Origin of the sequence: Streptomyces sp. CBMA156 (assembly GCF_014596515.1) — a bacterium.
Taxonomy (GTDB): domain Bacteria; phylum Actinomycetota; class Actinomycetes; order Streptomycetales; family Streptomycetaceae; genus Kitasatospora.
In genome coordinates this window covers 1-23,638 of sequence record NZ_MSJQ01000336.1, presented here as the reverse complement: position 1 = coordinate 23,638, position 23,638 = coordinate 1, and the positions used below count along the sequence as shown (strand labels likewise).

The window sequence follows — 23,638 nt, the reverse complement described above, 5'->3', positions numbered from 1 at the left end:
CCTTCCGGTGTGGACTCGCGGATGTTCTCCCGCTCGGCACCCTGCGGGAAACGGCGGCTCAGCCGGCGCGCGCAGTCCACTGTGGCGGCGTCCACAACCGGGCATCGGCGCTGCCGACCTGGATCAGCGTTCCGGTATGCCGGTCCTGACGCGCCGGGCGGAACCCGTCGATCGCGAACACCTGCTGTCCGCTGGTGATGTCGACGCCCTGCAGACCGGCCTGGTCGGCGATCAGCAGATGCTCTCCGTCGGTGAAGAAGCCGAAATCGCCGACCGGCCAGGGGAACGTCGCGACCGCCTTGATCCATCGGACGCCCGGCGAGCGCAGCTCGATCGAGGCGGGGTCGAGGACGTGGACGGTACCGCTGCCGGCATCGCCCCGGTCGTACACCGCGATCCGACTGTCGTCGATCCACACCGCCGGCCAGTTCCACTCCGAGACGTCGGGATACACCGCATGGCTGGGCCCGTCCTCGGACTCGTACGGGTTGTCGTGCAGCCAGGCGGTCAGGCTCCACACCGCCGGCATCCCCCACGGCTGCCACACCCAACCGGCGTCGTGGCCACGAGTCCCGTCAGGAGTCAGCGACAGCGCGCCGTGGAAGTAGTCGAGGTCGTGCTCCGCATCCTCCTCGTCTCCACCCGGGCTGTCCCGTCCACCCGGAATGTCCCGCGCCGTGAGCACCTCGCCGGACGCGAGATCGGTGACATCCAACCGGTTCCAGTCCGTGCGATGGACGACGACCGGCCGGCCACCGTGTTCGGCGAACGCCAACGCGAACGGGACGGTTTCACAGCAGTAGTCCCCGCCGTCCAACGTCAACGCCGGCGAACCGGTGGCGAGATCGACCACCGTGCCGTACCGACCGCGGTCCTGAACCACCGCCGCCCAACGGCCACATCGAGACACGTGAAGCCGTAGTCGAACGCCGCCACCGCATTCGGACGCCGGCCTCTCCTCCCGGTACCGGGCCACGTCCCGCACCTCGCCGGTCGCCGGCATCCACCGCGTCAACCGTCCGCCCTCGGACAGCACCAGCCACGCCGACCCCGCGTCACCGAGGGCCGCCGGCAGCGCCGCCACATCCACGACCGGCCGCAGCGCGTCGGGAACCGCCACGTCCACCGTGCTCATCGCCATGTGAATCCCCTCGGTGCGCCCGTGTGACCCCCTCGGCGGCGTGAACAGCCGGTGATACGGCACCGTATCGGCAAAGCCGGTGAGCGCCGCGATGCCGGTCACGGCGGTGAGGTCAGCACGGATCCGGTCCATGCCGGGCTCAGTCTCGCGCAGGTCCGCCTCGGGCTGCACGGCGGCCTGGCGGCCTTCGGCACCCTGGCCTACTCAGCCCCCCGAGTCGGGCCCTGTCCCGCCAGGATGTCGGCGAAGACGATCACGACCGCGCTCTCGCCGTACTTCGCCGACTGTTCCTGCCGGAAGTCACCGCTCCGCACGAGGATCCGGTTGATGCGGATCCTGGTGCCGATGGGGAAGGTCATCTCCTCCTCGGACTGGTTGTTCCCGCCGAGCGTCCTTCCCCGGTGGTCCTCCGGGAGGCCGAACTCCCAGACGATCTCCTTGCCGGCCACGTACGTGTGGGTCAACGGATCGCCGTACGTGGTCGACAGGATCGCAGGCCACTCGATCGTCTCGTCGACCGGGACGTAGCCACCGTCCGGGTGGCGCTCCTGCTGCTTGAGGACGCCGCCGAACGACTCGTACAGGTGCTTGCTGTCGCCCCGCACCACGTTGCCGTCCTCGTTCGCACGGGGCGTCGTGAAGTCGTCCCACACGCCGTTGATCCGGGCGAAGATGTCGAAGGTGTCCGCCAGGTGCTTCTCGTCCCACGCCTCCGTGGTCTGCTCGTCCGCGTAGCCCCGCGCCATGGCGATGCCGCGCCACGCGTCGAGCACCTCGCTCTCCTTCGACTTGTAGGAGAAGCCCGGGGCCGCGATCTCGCCCGCGGTGAAGCCGGCCTGCCCGAGGGCCGCGAGGAGCGGGTTGATCCGTCGGTAGTCGGCGCTGAGGTAGTTCTCGCCGAGGTTGAGGTCGTCCTGCCTCTGCTTGGCCGCGAGGACCGCCGGGTCCAGCTCCCGGGCACGAGCGTCGTCGTACTCCTTGCGGGACGCCTTCCACCCCTCGACCGTCCCCCAGGACTTGTCCTTGGTGGACGCCCGGGGCTTCTTGCCGTCCGCGCCCGCGGAGATCAGATAGGACCCGAAGCGGAAACTGAGGGTCGTCTGCCCCTCGATGTCCCCCTCGTCCGTGTGCTTGACGACCCGGGTCCCATTCGGGAGGCCCGGTGCGAGGGTGCGCTGCACGGGCGCTTCCGACGCACCGGCCGTCCCGGTCCCGGGGCCGGCCGAACGCTGCACGTCGTAGGAGGCCCGGGGGGCCGGACGGCTCATCACCCTGCGGGCGTTGGCCTCGGCCTCGCGCTCGAAGCGGTCTGACGGGTCGGAGACCTTCAGCCCGTCGCCGTTGTCGGTACCGCTGACCGGCCCCTGGCGCTGCTGGATGACATGGGTGAGCTCGTGGGCGAGGGTGTGCGCACCGCCCCCGCCGTCGCCGATGACGACGTGGTTGCCGGAGGTGTAGGCACGCGCGCCGACCTCGGCGGCGGAGGCCTTCGCGGCGCCGCCGGTGTGGATGCGTACGTCGGAGAAGTCGGCGCCGAGGCGGGACTCCATGTCGGTACGGGTGGCCTGGTCCAGGGGCCGGCCGGGGTCGTGCAGGACATCGTGGACGGACGAGCGCTGAATGACCGGGGACACGGCACGCTGGGCGGCTGGGCCCCCGAAGCCCTCATAGCTGCGGCCGTTCCCGTGCTTCTCCGCGTCCAGGCCTCCGTGGCCGGCCCGGCGGAGCATCTGGACGACCGCCGCGTTGCCCACGGTGGCCTGGAGGGCGAGCAGTTCCGGCCGTGGGTGCCCGGCCTCGGCGGGCGCGGGCCTCGCCGCCCGGCCGGCCCTGGCCCCGGTGGCTTCCTCGTTCTCCCGCTCGCGCATCGGGCTCCGCCCCTTCCGGGATCGTCGGCAACGTCCCACTCAACCCGACGGCAACGGCGCGGCGGAAGGTACTTCAGGGCAGAGCTCAGGGGCCCCCGCGGCGGTCTAACGTGGCACTTCCGTACAGGCGGCACGGCAGCAGGGTGTGAAGGAACCCGGCACGGTCGGCGGGAACCCAACCGGCTCGTGAAAAAGCTGTCATGACATCACGTTGGAACAGCACGCTCATGGCGGGCGACCACGACTGCCGCCCTTCACCCACCCCTAAGGAAAGCGGTCCTGCCGTGCCCCGACGATCTCCCCGGCCGGCGGCTCGGAGCCGGGCGAAGGCCGGTGCCCGGGCACCGGCTCAACGACTCCAATCTCCACCGGCTCCCACCAGAGGTACGCTGATCAAATCCTCCTTCCTACCTCGGAGCCTCCATGCGTCTCTCGGATTACTCCCCGCCCGACACTGCCGCGGCCCGAGGCGCACGAGCGCTGTGCGACGCCTTCCACAGCCCTGCGATGGTCAACCACGTCACGCGGTCCTGGCTCTGGGCCGAGGCGTTCGCGATCGTCGAGGGTCGCACCGGCATCGACCATGAGCTGCTGTACACAGCCGCTCTGCTGCACGACATCGGGCTCGTCCCCTCCTACGACAACCACACGCTCGGCTACGAGGAGGCCGGCGGCTTCGTCGGCGAAGCGCTCACCGCCGGCGCCGGCTGGCCGGCTGACCGGCGCCGCCGCGTGAACGAGGTCATCGTCCGGCACAACTGGCCCGAGGTGGATCCTGCACTGGACGTCGAGGGCCACCTGCTGGAGACGGCGACCGGACTGGACATCTCCGGCCACCGCGACGAGGACATCCCACTCGCTTTCCGCCGCGAGGTGCTCAGCACCTACCCCCGCCTTGACCTTGCCGAGGAGTTCGGTGCCTGCGTACGGGATCAGGCCGCGCGCAAGCCGTACAGCCATGCCCGACGCCTCGTCGACGGCGGGCTCGACCGGAAGCTCGCCCAGAACCCGCTCGAACAACTCCCCTCATAGCGCATCGACCGTTCCCAACGTCGAGAGGCCCGGAACGCGAGCCCTTGTGCGCTGGAACAGCCCACTGATGCAGGGCCTGCGGGTTCTCGACCGCCGCCTGATCCGCCGGGACCACGAGTTCCGCCTGCGGGCGGGCGAGGATCTCGCGGGTCCGATCACGCATGGAGCCCGATCTTGGCCGCCCCTTTCGCGTCAAGAGCATTGCCGCGGGACCGACGGCGGCATAGCCCATCCCGCTTCCCCATCCGCCCATAAGCCTCCGGCCCCCGCGACGGGGGCGCGATCCGGTACGACGGATCGGCCCGCACCAAGCGATTCATCGGGCGGCGCCGGCTCCAGGCCCACCCGGTTCCTTGTCGTCACGACGGCGAGCACTCCGGCTCCGTGGTGGCCGGCGGGCGATTCGCCGGGTGAGGGCGTCAGGCACGCAGGACGACCTTTCCGGCGACGGTGCCTGACTCGGCCAGGCGCAGGGCCTCGGCGGCACGGACCAGGGGGAGTTCGGCAGCGATCTGCGCGGTGACGTCGCCGTCGCGCACCGCCTGGAACACCGCGGCGAGGTCGGTGCGCAGCCGGACCCGGAAGCGGTGGCGGTTCAGTGCCCGGCCGGCCCAGACGTTGTAGAAGTGGGCGGAGCGGCCGTTGGGCAGGGCGTTCCACAGCCACACCCGGCCGAGCAGTTTGAGGACGGGCCACTGCTTGGAGCCGTCGTCGTCCCGGGTGGAGGCAGTGCCGTAGGAGACGAGCGTGCCGCCGGGGGCGAGCAGGCGCCAGGAGTCGACGGCGCTGCGGCCGCCGACGTGGTCGAAGGCGGCGTCCACGCCGCCGGGGGCGAGTTCCCGGACTCTGGCGGGGACGTCCTCGGTGCGGTAGTCGATCGGGGTCACTCCGCGGTCGCGCAGTGCCGGGTGGTGGCGCGCGGACGCGGTGCCGATCACGTGCGCGCCCGCGGCCCGGGCGAGTTGGACCAGGACGGAGCCGACGCCGCCGTTGGCGCCGTGCACCAGGACGGTCTGCCCGGGCCGGACGCGGGCCTTGCGGTGCAGCATCTGCCACGCGGTGATGCCGTTGACCACCACGGTCTCGGCCTGTGCCGGGTCGATGCCCTCGGGCACCGGGACCAGGTCGGCGGCGTCCACGACCACGTGGCTGGCCCAGCCGCCGACCTTCAGCAGCGCGGCGACGCGGGTGCCGACCAGGGTGGCGTCGACGCCGTCGCCGACCGCGGCGACCGTGCCGACCAGGTCGTAGCCCGGCACGAAGGGGAAGGGCGGCTGGTCGTAGTAGCGGCCGCGGCGCATCTGCTGCTCGGCGAAGGAGACACCCGTCGCCTCCATCCGGACGACGGCCTGTCCCGGGCCGGCTGCCGGGACGTACCCGCGGCGCACGTACAGGCCCTCCGGCTCGACCTTGCCCGGTAGGACGACCTCGATCAGTTCCCCGGCGTTCACGATGACCTCCCTCGGTTCCCCACCCGATCCGTTAGCGAGTGGCGCTTACGTTAGAAGTTATAACGCACGGGCGAGTGACGGTCAAGAGCGTCCGCTATACCCTCTAACTGCACGGCATGAGGGGAACGAGCACATGGCCACCGGCAACGGAACCCCCGCGAGCGCTACCGCGCCCAACTGCGCACCGAGGTCAAGGAACGCGCCTGGGAGCAGACGCCCTCGCGCAGTCCCACTGCCTGCCTGGGGGCGGCGCCGTCCAGCTTGCGCCCCAGGTAGCGGATCGCGGTGGCGGCCTTCTTGGCGAGGGCACCGTCCCCGTACTCGCGGTCTCCGCCGTTTCCAAGCGCGCGAAGGCCGACACAGGCCCGGGCCTCTGTCGGCCGCCGCTGCGGTCGTACTGGTGCACCTACAGCCGCGCCTGGACCGACGTGAAATACGTCTACGGCCTCAACACCGCCGTGTCCGAGAAGGCCGCCCTGGTCGAGATGCTCGACACCTGCGCGTAGCAGCCTCCGGTCGGCCCGCCTGACCGTCTCATTGGTCCGTTCGCGGCCGGTGAGGACCCGCCGGTAGCCGCCCTGGTGGATTCACGACCGGTTTCGAGGGGCCTCGGCCCTGGTCCGATTTATGGAACCCGTGCAGGTCAGGGCCGTCTGGCACGGTCGGGGGCTTCGGGGAACACTGCGATCCGCGGTCCTTTCGGCGATGCGAGGACGTCGCGGTAGTGGTGGTCGAAGGACAGGATCGCCGGACACTGGAGCCGCCAGGCGAGGACCGCGTTGACGGCGTCGGCCAGGCCGAACTCATGCCCCTTCTGTCGCAGTTCAGCCCATCGTAGAACGCGCCGGTACTCGGCCGTCAGCGTCAGGTCAACCAGCGACCTCACCGGCCCGTCGGCGCACAACAGTGCGTCGACCAGCTCGAACAGTGCGTCCGCCCGGGCGGTCGGGCAGTCGTAGAGGGTCGGTCCTGAACCCGGACAACACGGCCAGGGCCTCGATGTGGGCGGCATCGTCCAGCAGACTCACCATCACGGCCTCGGGTTCGATCACCAGCATCTCGACAGCACACATGATCACCCCGAGGCTGCTCGTCTGTCTGGAGAACGTCAGAACCAGCGATCAGCCACAGGCTGAGACTTCGTCGGATCGCTGCGGACGTTCTGCCGTCGCCTCGACGCCAGCGGCGCGCAGCCGATGAGCGAGAAGAGTCATCTCGGGCATCGTCCCTGCGAACGCGCCGGCCCGGATCTGCTGGAGCGCTTCCTTCGCCTGTGCCAGATCCCCGCCGAGCTCGGCGCGGAGAACCTTCATTACGACAACCGGAGTGGCGAGAGGGTCGCTGAGTACGAGCCGTGCCTCGCCGTGCTCGGTCAGAAGGCGCCGACGCAGGTCATCCGGGATCCAGCCTCCTCCGGGCCCGCACTCGCACATCGCTTCGCCGCAGGCGGAGCAGCCGTAGCTGATGTCCCATTCAAGTCTCCGCCCGACCAACGCCTGAACCCCGACGCACTCCATCTCCGAGCCGCAGGCGGCGCACTGCGATCGGTAACTGACGGACTCGATCACCGTGACTTCCCCCATCCACTGGCACAACCTTGACGGCGCTAGCATCCAGGGCCCCGAGGTTAAAGAACAAGCTCAGAAGGTGTGCCATATCCCTGTAGTGGCTTCGATGCATGCGTCCTGGGTTCCGACGACAGGTTCGACTTCAGTCGTGAATGGTCAGGACGTGTCCGGCTGTCGCTGGCAGAGCTTGTTCTCCACCCCGACCCGGTGGTACACGGCCACCGGCAGGACCCGGTCCGCCAGCGGCAGCTTGAACAGGCCTGGCTTCTGTGGCGGACTCCGTGCTGCGCTCCTACATCGGGCTGCTCGCCGGGCTCGGCCAGGCCAAGCCTCAGATGCCGCTGGCGCGCGGCGTCACGAAGACGGGCGTGCTGATGCCCGTTGCGGCGTCCGGAATCGGGATGACCGGCCGGGCGGCCGAGCTGTTCGAGCAGGACGTCAAGCCGGCGGAAGTGGCCCCCAACGCCTGATGCCGCAGCGGTAGAAGCAACCGGGAGCGGACAGCGCATCAGGTCCCGGAGCTGCCTGGCGCTGCCCTTGGCAGCGCCAGGATCGTCCTCAGGTCATCACCAGGGCCCGCTCTAGCCGTTGAGGATCTCCACGTAGTTCACGGTGACAAAGGCGCCGCCGAAGTCCTTCACGTTATTCTGCGTACCGGTCGGCCCGAGGTCGTAGGGGCCGCTGCTGGTGTTGAAGTACCCGTGGTTCCAGTCGGCCGAGATCCTGTAGACGCCACTCTGGTTGACGGTCCACCTGCCGGGGGTGCCCGCGTAGCAGAAGTTGCCGTGCGAGGTCCAGACTTCCAGGCCGTGGCTCATGGGGTAGTTATTGTCCGCGGTGGGACACGCGGTGGTGCCGATGGCGCTGGCTGGCGTGGCGACCGCCACGCCGCTGGCCAGGATGCCGCCGGCGAGGACCACGGCCGAGAATTTCCTGCGAACTGTCACGATCATCTCCTGTGACTTGCGGTGGCCCCGATCCCATGCAGGCGATCGCGGTGGTCCGAGTAGTGCCGTGCTGCTCTGGCCCGCCCTCCACCCCCGGTTCCTGGGTAAGTCCGGTGCCAGTTCGAGATGCTATCCAGTGCTGAGCATGACAAGTCTAGCCCTCAGTCCCAGATCTTGTCAGGCAGTCCTTGATTCCACCCTCGCGCCACAACTGGTGCCACCAGAAGTCGACTTCAGACTCATCCGCAGGCGCCGCGCAACCCGGTGAGGGTGTCACTCATCGTGCTCCTCCGTGATCTCCTCTTTCGGGTGGTGCCGGGGCCCGTGCCCGGCTGCCGCGCGTACGTGCGGCAGCCGGGCCGGGAGTCTGTGGGTGAACCGAGGTGTGGTCAGGGACGGCCAAGCGCCCGGAAACGTCCAGCCGGCCGCGCGCCAGCGGTTGCGTTGAGGGTGCCGCGGGCGTCGGCCCGCTCCGCCAGCGCGGAGGTGGCCCGAGGTAAGGCCTCGTCGTAGGTGGCGGCGTCGAAGTCCGCTCCGCCAGCGCGGAGGTGGCCCGAGGTAAGGCCTCGTCGTAGGTGGCGGCGTCGAAGTCCGCTCCGCCAGCGCGGAGGTGGCCCGAGGTAAGGCCTCGTCGTAGGTGGCGGCGTCGAAGTCCGCTCCGCCAGCGCGGAGGTGGCCCGAGGTAAGGCCTCGTCGTAGGTGGCGGCGTCGAAGTCCGCTCCGCCAGCGCGGAGGTGGCCCGAGGTAAGGCCTCGTCGTAGGTGGCGGCGTCGAAGTCCGCTCCGCCAGCGTGGAGGTGACCCGGTTGTGGACAAGGCCCGGGCCGATGCGGAGAAGTCCCGCGACCTCCTGGCCGCGAGGTACCTCGCCCCGCACCAGCGCGAGCGTCCGTTGCCCGTGCTGCCGATCGACGACCCCGGCCCGGGTACGCCGAGTTCACCGTCCGCTCGGCCGTTCCCGACCCGGCCGGGGTGATCGAGCGGGTGAGGCGGTGGGCGTCCGGGCACTGATCGCGGAGCCCTGGAGCAACCGGGCGCCGTACGCCCCTGGATCGTGACCGGTCCCGGCGGGCCCGTCCCCGACGGCGGTGTGGGCCACGCACCCGAAAGCGGGCGGAGGGTCACAGGCGTGGCAGTGCGAAGGGAACGTGCCCCGTGGCGAGACCGGTGCTGCCGAGGAGGCGGCCCATGCGTTTGCGGGAGTGCAGGAGGACGGTGCGGTCGCTGATCATCAACTGGGGGAAGCGTTCCGCGAGTTGTGCCTCGAAGGGGTCGATGGCGTGCAGGCCGCGGAGCCACGCCATCACGAGCAGGTTGTCGGAACCGCTGACGGAGACGGCGAGGCGCACCTCCTTGGCCCGGGCCAGCGCGTTGCCCGTGGCCGCGAGGTGGGTGTGGGGGACCACGGCGCGGTAGAGCACCACGGTCGAGAGCCCCGCGAGGGGGTGGGCCAGGTCGCAGCGGAAGGTGATGTCGCCGTCCCGGATCATCCGCTGGAGCCGGCGGCGGGCGGTGTGTTCGCTCGTCCCGGTCGCCGCGCCGAGCTCGGTGTAGCCGAGACGTCCGTCGGCACCGAGCGCCGCGAGCAGGGCTTGGTCCTCCGGCGGGCGCGGGGGGTGCATGCGGGCGCTGTACACGGTCGAGCCCGAACTCCGCGGAGCCGCGAGCTCCGTGTGCCCGGCGGGCTCCATGGCCCGCATCCGCCAGTCGCCGCCTTCGCTGTACAGCGTGATCCCGAGGCGGGTCCGGGTGGACCGGACCCCCTTCAACCCGCCGATCAGGCCGTGCACCGAGCGGCCGAGGGACGGCAGGTCGGCCGCCGCGACGGATGCCAGGAGGTCGAAGTCGCCGGCGGTCTCGTCGACGCTGAAGACCCAGGGCATGTCGGCCAGGGCCCGGCTGACGGATTCGAGCGCCCGTGGCCGGCAGCGCACCTCGACGTAGCCGACGGTGGCCGATTTCGCCGCGTCGTAGGCCGTGACCCAGGCCAGGCCGTTCGCACGCAGCCGATCCCAGCGCCGGGCCGCCGTGGTCGCGTCCACGCCCAGCGCCCGGCCGACCTGGGACCACGGCGCCCGGGGAGCGGCCTGCAGGGCGTCGACGAGCGCGAGGTCCAGTTCGGAGAAGCGCACGTCCGCGGCGGCCGGGCGGGAATCGGCCGGGCAGGAATCGGGCGGGCCGGAATCGGGCGGTACGGCGCTTTCCCTGACGTTTTCCTGCAATTCCTCGGGTATTCCGGTCACAGGTCGGATGGTAGGGGCACTTCCGGCCGATGCCCAGTTTCGGCCACGGTGATGAGGAGTGCCGCGTGTCTGCTCCGTCCCCGCAGTCCGCCCGGAGAACGGTCCGGATCACGATCGTCCTGTTGTTCGCCGCCTGGCTGGTCGACTACGCCGACCGGCTCGTCATCAATCTGGTCCTGCCCTCCCTCGGCGCCGAGTTCGGGCTGAGCCGCGGGCAGCAGGGCCTGATCGTCTCCGCGTTCTTCCTCGCCTACGCGCTCGCCCAGATACCCGGCGGGATGCTCGCCGACCGGTACGGCGCGCGCCGGGTCACGCTCTGGGCCCTGCTGGCGTGGTCGGTGTTCACCGCGCTGACCGGCTTCGCCTGGTCGTTCGTCGTTCTGCTGGTGCTGCGGTTCGTGTTCGGTGCCGCCGAGGGCGTCTTCCCGCCCGCCGCGCTGAAGGTCCTCGTCGAGCGGACCAGGCCGGACGAACGGATGGCCGCCAATGGCCTGATCATGAGTTCCAACGCGATCGCCGGTGTCCTCACCCCGCTTCTCGTCGCTCCCCTGATCGCGGTCTTCGGCTGGCGTTCGGCGTTCTTCTCCACGGCGGCGCTCGGCGTGTTCGTCCTGGTGGCGGTGCGGATGCGGCTGCCCGCCCCGCGGCCCCGGACGGAACCGGCGACGGGCCCGGTCCGCACCGGCATCGGCGATGTCCTGAGGCTGGGCGTGGTCTGGCGCTTCAGCGCCATGATGTTCGGCTACAGCGCGATCGTCTGGGGCTTCAACACCTGGGTCCCCTCCTACCTCGGCGAGGAGTTCGGACTCTCCCTCACCGCGGCCGGAGCGCTCATGGCGGTCCCGGCCCTCGCCGCCGCCGGGGGGACGGTCATCGGCGGCCGGATCTCGGACCGGCTCGGGGGCCATCACCGCAAGGTGATCCTGCCCGCCATGACCGTGGCCGCGTTCGCGCTGCTCCTGGTCGCCTTCTCCTCCTCGCTCACCGGCTTCGTCGTCTTCGGCACCGTCGCGTCGGTCGCCGTCTCCCTCTGCTACATGCCCGTCTTCGCCGTCCCGCTGAGCGGGCTGGCACCGGAGCGGGTCGGCGTGGGCAGCGCGGTGATCGTCCTCGGCGGCCAGGTGGCGGGCATGGCCGCCCCTCCCCTCGTCGGCGCGCTCGCCGACGCCTTCTCCTTCCGGGTGGCCTTCGCCTCCCTGGTCCTCGGCGCCGGCATCGCCGCCGCCATGGCGCTCCTGACCCCGCAGGACGCCGCCTCCTTCCGGACCGCCACCGGCGTGTCCGACCTTCCCGAGCCCGCAAAGGAATCCGCATGACCGCCGCCTCCCTCCCCCGCCTGCTGACGGCCCTTCCCGACCGGCTGCCCGACCTGCGCGCCGTCTACGAGGACCTGCACGCCCACCCGGAACTGTCGTTCCAGGAGTTCCGCACGGCCGGGATCGTCGCCGACCGCCTGCGGCGGCAGGGCTGGGACGTCACCGAGGGCGTCGGCCGCACCGGGGTCGTCGGGGTCCTGGTCAACGGCGAGGGCCCCGTGGTCCTGCTCCGCGCCGACATGGACGGCCTCCCGGTCCGGGAGCGGACGGGGCTGCCGTACGCCTCCCGCGAGACCGCCGTCGACGCCGACGGCAACGAGGTGCCCGTGATGCACGCCTGCGGCCACGACGTACACGTCACCTGTCTCCTCGGCGCCACCGCGCAACTGGCCGCCACCCGTGAGGAGTGGCGCGGCACGGTCGTCGCCGTGTTCCAGCCCGCCGAAGAGGTCGGCGGTGCGCCGGCGATGATCGAGGACGGCTTCCTGGAGCGCTTCCCCCGCGCCGACGTCTGCCTCGGCCAGCACGTGGCACCGGCGCCCGCCGGGTTCGTCGGCACCCGGCCCGGCCCGCTGATGGCCGCCTCCGACAGCCTGCGGGTGCGCCTCTTCGGACGCGGCGGACACGGCTCGATGCCCGAGTCGACCGTCGACCCGGTCGTCATGGCCGCCGCCGTCGTCATGCGGCTGCAGACGATCGTCTCCCGCGAGACGGGGGCGGCGCAGACCGCGGTGGTGACCGTCGGCTCGCTGCACGCGGGCACCAAGGAGAACATCATCCCCGACACCGCGGAGCTGCGGATCAACATCCGCTCCACGACTCCCGCGGTACGGGACCGGGTCCTCGCGGCCGTCGAACGGATCGTCCGCGCCGAGGCCGCCGCCTCCGGCGCCCCGGAGGACCCCGAGATCACCGTGATCAACTCCTTCCCCCTCACCGTCAACGACGGCCCCGCCACGGACACCGTGGTGACGGCGATCGCCGAAGCCCTCGGCCGGGAGCGGGTCTTCACCCTGCCCCAGCCCCTCACCGGCAGCGAGGACTTCGGTGTCTTCGGCACGGCCCTCGGCGTCCCCTCGGTCTTCTGGCACTTCGGCGGCGCCGACCCCGCGCTCTTCCGGGGCATCGACCCCGGAGCGCTGCTGACGGACGGTCTGCCCGAGACGGTCCCCGCCAACCACTCGCCGCACTTCGCCCCCGTACCCGACCCCACCATCCGGATCGGGGTGACGGCCCTGCTCGCGGCGGCCGCCCCGTGGCTGTGCCCCGAGGACGCCCGTGCCGACGGCGACCGAGGCCGCTGACGTCCGTCTCCCCCTCTCCCCTGCCCCCGCCCCCGCTTTCCGGAAAGGCCTCCGCATGAACGTGTACGACTCCGGATCCGACCTCGCCTACCTCAGCGCCACCGAAGCCCGACGCCTGTTCGAGGCCCGCGAGCTGTCCCCCGTCGAGCTGATGCACGCGGTGATCGACCGCGCCGAGCAGACCGAGCCGGTCGTCAACGCCTTCGCCGAGCGGCTCTTCGACGAGGCGCTCGAACAGGCCAGGCACGCCGAGGACCGCTTCCTCGGCAAGGGCGGCCTGGCGCCGCGACCGCTGGAGGGCATCCCGGTCGCGACGAAGGAGAAGCACGCCATCGCCGGGCGCTCCCTCACCGAGGGCTCGCTCGTCAACGTCGGCACCACGGCGACCGAGAACGCCCCGGTGGTCGACCGCATCCTGGAGGCCGGCGGCATCATCCACGCCCGCACCACCACCCCCGAGTTCTCCATCGCCACCTTCACCCACAGCCGCCTGTGGGGCGTCACCCGCAACCCCTGGAACCCCGAATTCACCCCCGGCGGCTCGTCCGGCGGCGCGGGCGCCTCACTCGCGGCCGGCACCGCGCTCCTCGCCTCCGCCTCCGACATCGGCGGCTCCACCCGGATCCCCGCGGCCTTCACCGGCACCGTCGGGTTCAAGGCCCCGTACGGCCGGGTCCCCGGCGTCGCCCCGCTCTGCGCCGACCACTACCGCGGCGACGGCCCGATGGCGCGGACCGTGGACGACTGCGTCGCGTTCGCCAACGTCCTGGCCGGCCCCGACCCGCGCGACCACGTGTCGCTGCGTCCGAAGCTCGTCCTGCCGACCGAGTTCGCCCCGGTCGCGGGGATGCGCGTGGCGCTGTGCCTGCGCCTCGGCGCGTACGACGTCCACCCGGAGATCGAGGCCAACACCCGCGCCGTCGCCCGCGCCCTCACCGACGCGGGCGCGGTCGTCGAGGAGATCGAACTGCCCTGGACCAAGGACGACCTCCTCCTCAGCCTCGCGGCGCACTTCTCCTCCATCTTCGGAGCCCTCGTCTCCGAGATCGAGGCCGAGCACCGCGACCGGATGTCGGCCTACGCGGTGGCCTTCTCGGACACCATGGCGATCGCCCGCGAGCGCGTCAGCTACCTCGACGGCCTGCGCGTCGAGACCAGGATGCAGCGCGAACTCGGCGAGGCGATGGCGCCCTTCGACGCCCTGATCTGCCCGACCACAGCCGTCCCGGGCCTGCCCGCCGGAGACGACCTCCTGGACCGCCTGGTGGTGAACGGCGAGGACCACGGCGAGCCCCTGTGGGCGTGCATGACAGCCCCCTTCAACATCAACAACCGCTGCCCCGTCCTCAACATCCCGAGCGGGCAGTCCAGTTGGGGCGTGCCCACAGGCGTCCAGATCGTCGGCCACACCTACGACGACCCGACCGTCTTCAGGATCGGCAAGGCCCTGGAGCACCTCCGTCCCTGGGCCTACACCCCGGACCGCCGTCCGGCCCCCGGGCGCAACCAGGCCTCAGCCGGGACCGGGCCCCGCTGACAACGGCGACCGCCGCGGCGCTGATGCCACCCGGGGCCGCCCCGCACGGGTTCGTGCGGGGCGGCCCACCCCCTCCGGGCGCCCCGGACGCGGCCGCGCAGCGCTCTCCCGGAGGTGGAACCACCACTTCGACCGCCGCAGGTCCGCCCGCCTCCACCAGGCCGCCGACCGCCCCAGTCACCGGACCGACGCGCAGAGCCGCCCCGCCGAGCCGAGCACCCTCGACACCCTTGGCCGGCAACTGCGCCCGACCGGCAAAACGGCCGGGGCCCTCACCGTCCGCCGGCGCAGCGAGGCCCCGTGCCGCTGGGACGAGGACGAGGCCCCACTCCACTGCGCGATCACCCGCTTCGAGGCGGCGCGCATGCCCGTCCGGAGCGAATCGGCCCGCCTCGAATCCGGCTTGGTATGATGCAACGCCCTTGACTGGTCGGCTGGTTGGTCGATGTTGAGGGCAGGCGTCGTCAGGTTCCGGTGATCCTTGGGGAGTGTGGGGACATGGTCGGCGAGGGAGTGCCGCGAGCTGCCGTTCGGGCGGAGTTGACGGTGTCCGAATCTGCGGAGTTCGGCGCGTTGCGTGCCTGGCTGGCGCGAGTGCCGACCGTACGGGTTGTTCAGGTGCCAGTCGTTCCCGGCCCTGGCGAGCAGGGCGCATGGGATGTGCTGGCCGTCCTGGCGAGCGGCACCGGGGCGCTCGCGGTGGCCATGCGGTCGCTGCCGGATTTCGTGCGATCCCGGCGCTCGTCGGTGACGGTGACGATCAGGGTGGCGGACGACGAGGTCACCCTGACGGCGACCAATGTCGAGGACGCCGTGCCGGTCATCGAATCCCTGGTGGGGAAGTTGCCGGATGACGACGAGCCCTCCTGACCACTCCCGCAGCCGCGCGATTCTGGTCGGCACTGCCGAGTACGAGCATCTGGCTGCTGTGCCGGCTGCCGGGAACAGCCTTGCCCGAATGCGTGCCGTGCTCACCGGTGCCCTGTGTGGCTGGCCCGACGACCGCTTGTCGGTCTTCGTCAACGAGCAGCGGCCGGGAAGCCTGCCGGACCGAATGACCGAGCTCTACCAGGATGTGGACGACGTCGCGCTCTTCTACTATGTGGGGCACGGTCAGGTCGCACCGACCCCGGGCGGGGACACCCTGTGTCTGGGACTGACCGGGTCGAGGGTGGAGCCGTCCCGTCGCAAGTCGACCAGCCTCGCCTTTGACGACATCGCCTACGCGCTGTGGCACAGCCCCGCCAGGACGAAGATCGTCATCCTGGACTGCTGCTACGCGGGCCTGGCAGGCCGGCTCGCCGACACCGAGGTCCTCGATCTCACCCGTGCGGCCGGCGCCTGTACCCTCGCGGCGAGCGGCGAGTTCGCCACCGCCTGGTACGAGACCGACGACGAACTCACCCGCCCGCAGACGTACTTCACCAAGTACTTCCTGGACGTCCTGGAAAGCGGCATACCGGGAGCGGGGCGCGGTCTGCCGCTGGAGTCGATCTTCCGGCGGGCGGCCGCCGGCCTGGTGCGCGACGGCAAACCGCAGCCCACGTCCAGCGCGGCCCACCACGCCTCGCGGCTGGTCTTCGCCGCCAACCCCGCCCACGTCGACAAGCCCGACCTCACCATCAGCCAATCCGTCTACGACCGCATCGTCGCCCATGTCCACGCCGGATACCCCGCGGTGGTGTGCGGCATGGGAATCGGCCCCCACGGGTCCGACCGCGCTTCGCGGGTACTGCCGATGACCAATCTGGTCGCCCGCTCGCCCGCCGGCCACGAGGAAGAATCAGACTTCAGCTGGGAGATGGATCCGCGCGAACTCGTCCCGATGTACCGAGAGATGGAGGCGAGCGGTGAGGAGCTCCTCATCGTCTATCACTCCCGGCCGGACGGGGACGCCCTCCTCTCCCGCATCGACATCCAATACGGCGGCGTCGGCCACCACTTCGTCATCGTTGCGGTGGACACCCAAGGGCGGATCGAGTTCCGCTCCTACCGGATCACCGACACCCGCGTCCGGGAGGAAGAGGTACGCGTCGTCCCATCGTACGACGCATGATCTCAGCAGCGGCGGCGAACGCTTCGACCCCGGCTTCTCACTCCTCGGTCCACGGCACGCGTAGTCGGCCGACTCGAAACCTGACGCCCTGGCGTGAACGTGAGACCGACCGTGACCGCCGCAGCGCTTCCAGTCCAGGCAGGCAGATGCCGCTACCGCCCCGGCACCCGAGTGGGTCTCCGGAAAGGGAGCCAGAACCCAAACTCGTGAACAACTGACTTCAGGACTCGGGTTCTGATCCGACTTCTGCGAGGCGACTACTCTCCGCAACTCCTTTGGCCACGGCTTGAAGTCGTCGAGCATGGTCCTGCGGTTCTGCCACTGCCCCGGGAACTCGTCGGCGCGGGGAAGGTCGCACTCGACATCAGCGCCTCACACCCGCCGGCCGGCCTCGCGGACGTCCACCGCCTCGGCGAAGCCGGCCGAATCCGCGGCAAGGTCACCGCCTACCGGGTCGTCTCCACCCCGCGCAACGCCCTCAACGCCGCCGTCCGCTCCTGGGGGGCTGCGCTACAACCCGGCCAAGCACTCCGTTCCGCCCAGGTCCTGCGCCGCCGAGCGCGCCTGCCGGACCCCTGCGGAGGCCTCGGCCTTCCGGCACCACGGCGCCGATCACCACGCGGATCAGCTCACCGATCTGTCCGAGGGCCTGCTCGGCACCGGCACGCGCCGCGGCGAGACCCTCGCCCCGCACCGGTCCGACGTGCACCTCATGGACCGCAAGCGGCTGCGGAGAAAACTGTTGAGCAATGAACAAAGGAATGTGACATATTATTGGGCCCGGTCGAATCCGGACGTACCGTCACGATTCCTCCCGGAGGGTGCACCCTCACCCCTCCTGAACCCTCGAACAACTCCTGGAGTCCCCCATGAGAGACCGCATACCATCCGCCGCAGGCGGGGAACGCCCGGCAGCCGAACGCCGGTCCCGGCGCGCGCCCCGAAGGGTGGTCCTCGGGGTTCTCGCCGCCTCGGCACTCGCGTTCACCCCGTCCGCGGCGCTCGTCGCCCCGTCGGCGTCGGCCGCCACGACCGCGGACAAGGCCCCGGCGGGCAAGGCCGCTCGGGGGACCGGCGCCCAGCGGCCGATCGGGCCGGCCCCGACGGTGGACCTGCTCGCGCACGGCAACCTCACCATGGCGTCCAACTCGGTGCTGACCTGCGACGACAGCGACGGCTCGGTCTGCAACGACACCGAGGGCACCAACAACGGCCGCACCAAGTACGTGAAGACCGACCCGGCCGCGCCCGGCAACAACGCGTCCTCCGCGCAGCTGTCGATCCCGGCCGGGGCCCAGGTGCTGTCGGCCCGTCTGTACTGGCAGTTCAACCCGACCAACACCAGCACCGCGGGCGGCACCTCCGGGGACATCAACGCCGGTGACAAGGTGTCCTGGAAGGTCCCGGGCGGCTCCTCCTACGAGCAGCTCACCGCCGACACCTACGACTGGTTCGACCAGCAGGTCGGCGGCACCCCGCCGGAGCCACTGCTCGCCGGGGCCGGCGTGAAGGACGTCACCGCCCAGGTGAAGGCCGCCGGCCCGGGCGACTACACCGTCGCGAACATCCAGGCGTGCGCCGGACGTTCCTCCGCGCAGAACTTCGGCGGCAACAACGTGGGCTGCTGGGGCGGCTGGTCGCTGGTGGTGGCCTACGAGAACCAGGCGGAGCCGCTGCGCTACCTCCAGGTCTGGGACGGCTTCCAGCTGCTGCGCCACCCCGACAACCTGGCGACGCTCACCCTCTCCGGCATCCACACGCCCGCCACGGCCCCGCGGGCCACCATGGGGGTCACCGTCGGCGACGGCGACGTGCCGATCCAGGGCGACCAGCTGCTGGTCGGCTCCTCGACCGACAACCTGACGCTGCTGCCGATGCCCGGCCCCGCCGGCGCCGTCACCGACAACGCCTTCACCAGCCGGATCGACACCGTCACGGCGAACGGGACGGGCACCAACATCACGACCCGCTCCCCCGCGCCGGTCAACAACTACGGCTACGACGCCCGGATGATCGACGTCACCGGCAAGATCCCCGCCGGCAGCACCCAGGCCGTGCTCCGGATCAACGGCGCGGGCGACGCGCTGCACCCGCAGGCGGCCTGGCTCGCCGTCGACGCGCTCGAACCGGATCTGCAGATCACCAAGGCCAACAACCCGGCCGGCTCCACCACGAACACCCCGCCCGGCACCGTCGACCCCGGCGCCGAGATCACCTACACCTTCACCGTCGCCAACCGGCACAAGGACGGCAGCACCGCCGACCTCGACACCGCCACCGGCGTCACCCTGACCGACGTGCTGCCCGCCGGCACCAGCTACGTCGACGGCTCCGGCCCCGGCTGCACCGCCGCCGGACGCGACGTCACCTGCACCGCGGCCGACCTCGCGCCGGGCGCCGAGACCACCCTCTCCTTCCGCGCCCGGGTCGACGCCGGGCTCGCGCCGGGCACCAAGCTCGACAACACCTCCTCGCTCGCCTACCGCGGCACCCAGACCGGCCGCGACCAGCAGCGCGCCAGCAACACCGTGCGCAACACCGTCTCCGAGCACGCCGGCTACCGGCTCGCCAAGACCTCCGACAAGGCCCAGGCCCTGCCCGGTGACACCGTGAAGTACCAGGTGGACATCACCAACACCGGGAACGCGCCGATCACCGGACTGAACGTCACCGACGACCTGAGCGCCGTCCTCGACGACGCCACGTACACCGGTGATGCCACCGCCACCACCGGCAAGGTGTCCTACACCCAGCCGGTGCTCGGCTGGACCGGCGACCTGCCGGTCGGCGGCAGCGCCCGGGTGACGTACACGGTGAAGGTGAAGGACCCGGCCGCCGGGGACCACACGCTGCGCAACACGGTGGTATCCGACCGGCCCGGCGGCAACTGCCCGGCCGGCTCGACCGCCGGCGAGTGCACCGCCACGGTGACGGTGACCACGTCCACGCCGTCCCCGACGTCCTCGCCCTCGTCCTCGCCCTCCTCCTCGGCGACGGCGACGGCGACCGACAGCCCCAGCTCCCACCCGGAACCCACCGGCACGCAGCAGCCGGGCACCGGCACCGGCAGCAGCGGTGGCGGCGGCCTCGCCGCGACGGGCAGCCAGGTCGCGCTGATCGGCGGCATCGGCGCCGCCGTCATCCTCGGCGGCGCGGCCCTCGTCCTCGCCTCCCGCCGTCGGAATCACCGACACTGAGGCCCCGCTCCTGAAATGAAGGCGGCCCCACCGCAGTTGTCGGTGGGGCCGCAAGCGGCCTCGGACAGGAGGCACGGGCGGCGAGCGAGCGGCACACGAGGCCGAGAAGCACGCGCCGGCCGGGCAACCACCGTACGGGGCCGGACACGGAAAGCTGGTCTTTCCTCGTTCCGCTGACACATGGACGTCTCCTGCGGCATCGTCGGTCCCGCGCCCCGGCGGACGGGTGCTCAGGACAGCCGGATCCCGGAGGGACACCGTGGGCGAGCGGGAGACGTGGACGACGGACGAGTTCGGGGACTCGCACGAAGGCGCCGTCGGCGTGCTCCTGCCCGACGGCACCGTTCCCGAACCCGTGTACCTGATCCTGACGGAACACGGGGCCGGGCGGACGAGCACGCAGTGGACCGTGTACGACGGCAGCGCCGGCCTGCGCCCGCGGGCGCACGCCCTGCGCGCCGTGTGCTCCTGCGGCTGGACCGGCGCCGCGCGCGCCCTCGACTGGGACCGGATCGGCGAACGGCCCCTCGGCGAAGCGGCCCTGGACCTGGCGACGGCGTGCGAGGAGGAGTGGGACGGGCACGCCGCCGAGGTGGAGAGGTCCGCCGTGGCCCTGCCGGAGGAGATCGACGAGTTGCTGCGCCGCCTGGCGGACGGGATCGAGGCGTTGGGGAAGGACTCCCCGCTGGCGGCGCTGAGGGCCGCCAGGCTGCTGGAGGTGACGGCGGAGCGTACCGCCTACTGGCCCGCCCACGATGCCCGGCGAGACCTGAGCCTGGAGGAGACCTCCGCCGCGCTCGGCCTGAACGAGGACGGCGCCCGTCGGCTGCTGGGCCGCTTCGGACGCTGGAGCCCGTACAGCTGAGACCCTGAGCGGCGGCAAGGGACGGGCGGCGCACCAGCCGCCCCGACGACTGCGGGTACTGACGCTTCCGACGGAATCCGGTCGATGTCCACCGGGTCGTGACACCCCGGCGGTGCCGCCGAGTCAGGATCCGATCAGGTGGCGGGGCACACCAGCGTGCTGTGGGCGATCGACTCCGGGGGGTCGAAGACCTCGGCCGCCTGCCCCTGCCCGTACTCGTAGTGGGAGTACCAGACCCGGAAATCCGTGGTCCAGTGCGAGGCGCAGTCCAGGTCCGCACGGAAGCGGAAACGGAGTTGGACGGTCCGGCTTTCCCCGGGGGCGATCGGGACCTGCGGCGCGGTCAGGTTGAACACCAGCATGCCGGTGTTGTCCTGGCCGTACGAGCACCAGCTCGTTCCGGTGCAGCCGAGGAAGTCGGCCTTGTACTCCCGCAGCATCACGTAGACGAACTGGACGGGGGTGGTCTCCCGGTTGGTGAACGTCACGCGGAGGGTGGATTCCTGGCCGGGCGTCATGGTGGCGTCGTCGACGGCGACCACGAAGAGCGGCGGGGGTGGCTCGGCGGCGGCGGCCGGCCGGCTCAGGGCCACGAAACAGAGAAGGAGTGCGATGACGGCGGTGACGACTGTACGTCTCAGCGCCGGGGCGGAGGTCCACATGGCGCCTCAGGGTAGGCAGCCAGGCCCGCACCGTCTGCACCACGGTCATGGAACCGGCCATGATCCGTACCGCGCCCGGCGGGCGCCCCGGATGCCGCGGTGGTCGAGGTCGGGCTCAGCCTCCCTGCACCTCACTGCCGTCGTAGGTCCCGCCGACGCAGGTTCCCAGCCCGGGCTCGATCTGGAAGACCTGTCCGCCGCCGTCCAGGCACTGCCGTGCGGAGATCCACGTGTCCGCGGAGGCGAGTCCCGCGCTTGCGAGGGTGAGGGCAACGGTCGCGGTGCACACGGCAACCGCTGTCAGGGCGCGACGCATGGGACATCCTCGGGTCGGATCGGGTGAGCAGCCGACTCGTTCGATCTCTGCTCCGTGCCCGGCCTTGTCATTGCCACCCGATGGTGGGCGCGTCACCATCGGGTGGGTGGTCGTACACGGGACCGTCGGTCCCTTGATCAGTCCGGCCTCCGGGCAGTGCCGTCACGGTCGGCGGTGGGGTCGGGGTCGGGTGATCCCGCCAGAGGGACGCTGCCGGAGTGGTACCGGAAGAAGAAGCTCAGGTCGCCGTCGCCGTCGGCAGGGGCGAGGGAAGCCAGGAGGAGCAGAGGGTCTGCCCCGTCCATGAAGCGAGGGCCTGCCCACTCCGGCGAGATCTCGGCGATCGGGGAGCCCCCGGCGTGGTTCCAGCCAAGGAACATCACCCAGCGGGCGCCGCGCATGCGGAGGGGGTAGCCGGCTATCCGGGTCACGAAATCGCCCAGGGTGGTAGCGCTGTCGAAGGTGCACTCCTGCTGGTGTGGCGCGTGGCAGTCGTCCCCCATGCACACGCTGTCTCGCGTCAGGATCACTTTCACCGTCATGCCTGGCACGGTAGTCCGCAGGGATGATTATCGTCAATCTGACGTTAAATGCTGGCCGGGGCGCCACCTGGATGCGGCGACTCGTTTTCGGGAAGCGATCACTCGCCGAACAGGAAGCGATCTTCGTCCAGTGGCGGTTCATCCGCGTCTGCGGATCCTGCGGTTCGTGGACCAGCCGGTGGCCGCCGGCCCCCGCCCGACGGCCGCCCGCGCCTACCCCGGTCCGACCAGCCCGCACTCGTACGCGAAGATCACCGTCTGTACCCGGTCCCGCAGATCCAGCTTGGCCATGACCCGGCCGAGATGCTTCTTCACCGTGGGCTCCGCGAGACCGAGGGCGAGGGCGAGTTCCGTGTTGGTCAGGCCGCGGGCGGCGCCCAGCAGGACCTCCCGCTCGCGCGCGGTCAGCACGCGCAGCCGCTCCGCGTCGCCCCCGCCACCGTCGCCCCCGGCGGCGGGGAGCCGGTGCGCGAAGCGGTCCAGCAGCCGCCGGGTCACCCGGGGGGAGACCACGGCGTCCCCCCGGGCCACGTCGCGGATCGCCCCCAGCAGCTCCTCCGGCCGGCTGTTCTTCAGCAGGAAGCCGGACGCCCCGGCCCGCAGCGCGTCGAAGGCGTACGCGTCCAGGTCGAAGGTGGTGAGCACCAGCACCCGCGTCCCGGGCATCTCGCGCAGCAGCAGCCGGGTCGCCTCGATGCCGTCGGTGCCCGGCATCCGCACGTCCATCAGCACCACGTCCGGCCGCAGCCGCCGCGCCAGCTCCACCGCCGCCGCCCCGTCGGCCGCCTCCCCGACCGGCTCCATGTCCGGCTCGGCGCGCAGGATCATGCCGAACGCCAGCCGCAGCAGCTCCTCGTCGTCCACCAGCAGCACCCGGACGCTCACGGCGCGCTCCCGGGATCCAGCCGTACGAAGACCCGCCAGCCGCCGCCCGGCCGCGGGCCCGCCTCCAGCACCCCGCCGAAGGCCGCGGCGCGCTCCCGCATCCCCGCGAGACCCCGCCCGGACCCGGCGGATCCCGGTCGCCCGGACCCTGCGGACCGCCCGTCGTCGGTCACCTCGACCGTGACCGCCCCCGGCGCGCAGGACACCCGCACCTCGGCGCGCGCCCCCTCCGGCGCGTGGCGCAGCGCGTTGGCCAGCGACTCCTGGACGAGCCGGTGCACCGTCAGCTGCGCCGCGGCCGGCACCCTGGCGGCCTCGCCGTCCACCCGCAGCCGGGTCACGAGGCCTGCCGCCTCCGTCCGTTCGCACAGCGCCCCGAGCTGCCCGATCCCTGGTGGCGAGCGCCGGTCGTCTCCGGGCCCCGTGTCGGGACCGGCGTCCTGGAGCAGGCCCAGGGCCCGCCGCATGTCGGTCAGCGCCTGCCGCCCGGTCTCCGCGATCCGGGCCGTCACGGCGGAGGCGTCGGCCGGCCGCGCGTGCCCGAGCGCGTCCGCCAGCGCCACCACCACCGACAGGCCGTGCGTCACGCTGTCGTGCAACTCCCGTGCGATCCGGGAACGTTCCTCCTCCACCGCCCGACGCTCCCGCTCGTCGCGGTCCCGTTCCAGCCGGGCCAGCCGCTCCGTCCGCGCGGCCCGCCGGATCCGGG

20 protein-coding genes and 1 pseudogene are annotated in these 23,638 nt (G+C 71.5%); 9 read left to right on the top strand and 12 right to left on the bottom strand.

Annotated elements, in window-relative coordinates:
- Window positions 1–58: 58 nt before the first annotated feature.
- Together BU198_RS29190 and BU198_RS29185 are read right to left on the bottom strand one after the other, a co-directional pair.
- Window positions 59–1,273, bottom strand: coding sequence for a hypothetical protein (locus tag BU198_RS29190; RefSeq protein WP_188299850.1), 1,215 nt, complete (start codon window positions 1,271–1,273; stop codon window positions 59–61).
- 68 nt (window positions 1,274–1,341) lie between these two features.
- Window positions 1,342–3,009: a DUF4157 domain-containing protein gene (locus BU198_RS29185; protein WP_188299849.1), complete on the bottom strand. Its 1,668-nt coding sequence runs from the start codon at window positions 3,007–3,009 to the stop codon at window positions 1,342–1,344.
- A gap of 507 nt (window positions 3,010–3,516) precedes the next feature.
- On the opposite strand from BU198_RS29185, the gene BU198_RS29180 reads away from it, so the two are divergent.
- Window positions 3,517–4,041 (top strand): HD domain-containing protein, encoded by a 525-nt coding sequence (locus tag BU198_RS29180; protein ID WP_223245087.1) that lies wholly within the window; start codon window positions 3,517–3,519, stop codon window positions 4,039–4,041.
- 419 nt (window positions 4,042–4,460) lie between these two features.
- Here the strand turns inward: BU198_RS29180 and BU198_RS29175 are convergent, their stop codons facing one another.
- The 3 genes and pseudogenes from BU198_RS29175 to BU198_RS29165 form a co-directional block, all read right to left on the bottom strand.
- Complete coding sequence (locus tag BU198_RS29175) at window positions 4,461–5,492, bottom strand: medium chain dehydrogenase/reductase family protein (protein WP_188299847.1); 1,032 nt, start codon at window positions 5,490–5,492, stop codon at window positions 4,461–4,463.
- 841 nt (window positions 5,493–6,333) lie between these two features.
- Window positions 6,334–6,523 (bottom strand): annotated as a pseudogene (locus BU198_RS29170) (transposase); the annotation flags it as partial.
- Between the two features lie 90 nt (window positions 6,524–6,613).
- A complete protein-coding gene (locus BU198_RS29165; RefSeq protein WP_317620364.1) occupies window positions 6,614–7,060 on the bottom strand; it encodes a hypothetical protein in 447 nt (148 codons plus the stop codon).
- 269 nt (window positions 7,061–7,329) lie between these two features.
- On the opposite strand from BU198_RS29165, the gene BU198_RS29160 reads away from it, so the two are divergent.
- Entirely contained in the window at window positions 7,330–7,530 is a 201-nt protein-coding gene (locus BU198_RS29160; RefSeq protein WP_188299845.1) for a hypothetical protein, read from the top strand.
- A gap of 111 nt (window positions 7,531–7,641) precedes the next feature.
- Here the strand turns inward: BU198_RS29160 and BU198_RS29155 are convergent, their stop codons facing one another.
- Both BU198_RS29155 and BU198_RS29150 read right to left on the bottom strand, forming a co-directional pair.
- On the bottom strand, window positions 7,642–8,007 hold the full coding sequence (locus tag BU198_RS29155; RefSeq protein ID WP_188299844.1) for a hypothetical protein: 366 nt from the start codon (window positions 8,005–8,007) through the stop codon (window positions 7,642–7,644).
- 1,120 nt (window positions 8,008–9,127) lie between these two features.
- Window positions 9,128–10,138: an Lrp/AsnC family transcriptional regulator gene (locus BU198_RS29150; RefSeq protein ID WP_188299843.1), complete on the bottom strand. Its 1,011-nt coding sequence runs from the start codon at window positions 10,136–10,138 to the stop codon at window positions 9,128–9,130.
- 176 nt (window positions 10,139–10,314) lie between these two features.
- Between BU198_RS29150 and BU198_RS29145 the strand changes: the two genes are divergently transcribed.
- From BU198_RS29145 to BU198_RS29115, 7 genes are all read left to right on the top strand, one after another.
- Entirely contained in the window at window positions 10,315–11,565 is a 1,251-nt protein-coding gene (locus BU198_RS29145) for an MFS transporter (protein ID WP_188299842.1), read from the top strand.
- A complete protein-coding gene (locus BU198_RS29140; protein WP_188299841.1) occupies window positions 11,562–12,869 on the top strand; it encodes an amidohydrolase in 1,308 nt (435 codons plus the stop codon). Before BU198_RS29145 ends, BU198_RS29140 begins: the two co-directional genes overlap by 4 nt.
- Window positions 12,870–12,924: 55 nt before the next feature.
- Window positions 12,925–14,406, top strand: coding sequence for an amidase (locus BU198_RS29135; RefSeq protein ID WP_188299840.1), 1,482 nt, complete (start codon window positions 12,925–12,927; stop codon window positions 14,404–14,406).
- A gap of 546 nt (window positions 14,407–14,952) precedes the next feature.
- Window positions 14,953–15,276, top strand: coding sequence for an effector-associated constant component EACC1 (locus BU198_RS29130; protein WP_188299839.1), 324 nt, complete (start codon window positions 14,953–14,955; stop codon window positions 15,274–15,276).
- Window positions 15,257–16,462, top strand: a complete 1,206-nt coding sequence (locus BU198_RS29125; protein ID WP_188299838.1) for a M67 family metallopeptidase — start codon at window positions 15,257–15,259, stop codon at window positions 16,460–16,462. Before BU198_RS29130 ends, BU198_RS29125 begins: the two co-directional genes overlap by 20 nt.
- Before the next feature lie 947 nt (window positions 16,463–17,409).
- Window positions 17,410–19,659 carry a DUF11 domain-containing protein gene (locus BU198_RS43975; protein WP_188299837.1) on the top strand — a complete coding sequence of 750 codons (2,250 nt, stop codon included), beginning with the start codon at window positions 17,410–17,412 and terminating at the stop codon, window positions 19,657–19,659.
- Window positions 19,660–19,918: 259 nt separating this feature from the next.
- Complete coding sequence (locus tag BU198_RS29115; protein ID WP_188299836.1) at window positions 19,919–20,524, top strand: hypothetical protein; 606 nt, start codon at window positions 19,919–19,921, stop codon at window positions 20,522–20,524.
- A 134-nt stretch (window positions 20,525–20,658) separates the two neighbouring features.
- On the opposite strand, the gene BU198_RS29110 is transcribed toward BU198_RS29115, so the two are convergent.
- From BU198_RS29110 to BU198_RS29090, 5 genes are all read right to left on the bottom strand, one after another.
- Entirely contained in the window at window positions 20,659–21,186 is a 528-nt protein-coding gene (locus BU198_RS29110; RefSeq protein WP_188299835.1) for a hypothetical protein, read from the bottom strand.
- Between the two features lie 115 nt (window positions 21,187–21,301).
- The gene (locus tag BU198_RS29105) at window positions 21,302–21,475 is read right to left on the bottom strand and encodes a hypothetical protein (RefSeq protein WP_188299834.1); all 174 of its coding nucleotides are present in this window, start codon (window positions 21,473–21,475) and stop codon (window positions 21,302–21,304) included.
- Between the two features lie 164 nt (window positions 21,476–21,639).
- On the bottom strand, window positions 21,640–22,044 hold the full coding sequence (locus BU198_RS29100) for a hypothetical protein (protein WP_188299833.1): 405 nt from the start codon (window positions 22,042–22,044) through the stop codon (window positions 21,640–21,642).
- Between the two features lie 213 nt (window positions 22,045–22,257).
- The gene (locus tag BU198_RS29095; protein ID WP_188299832.1) at window positions 22,258–22,929 is read right to left on the bottom strand and encodes a response regulator; all 672 of its coding nucleotides are present in this window, start codon (window positions 22,927–22,929) and stop codon (window positions 22,258–22,260) included.
- On the bottom strand, window positions 22,926–23,638 hold a 713-nt coding region (locus BU198_RS29090), incomplete at its 5' end, for a sensor histidine kinase (protein ID WP_223245086.1). The genes BU198_RS29095 and BU198_RS29090, both read right to left, overlap by 4 nt.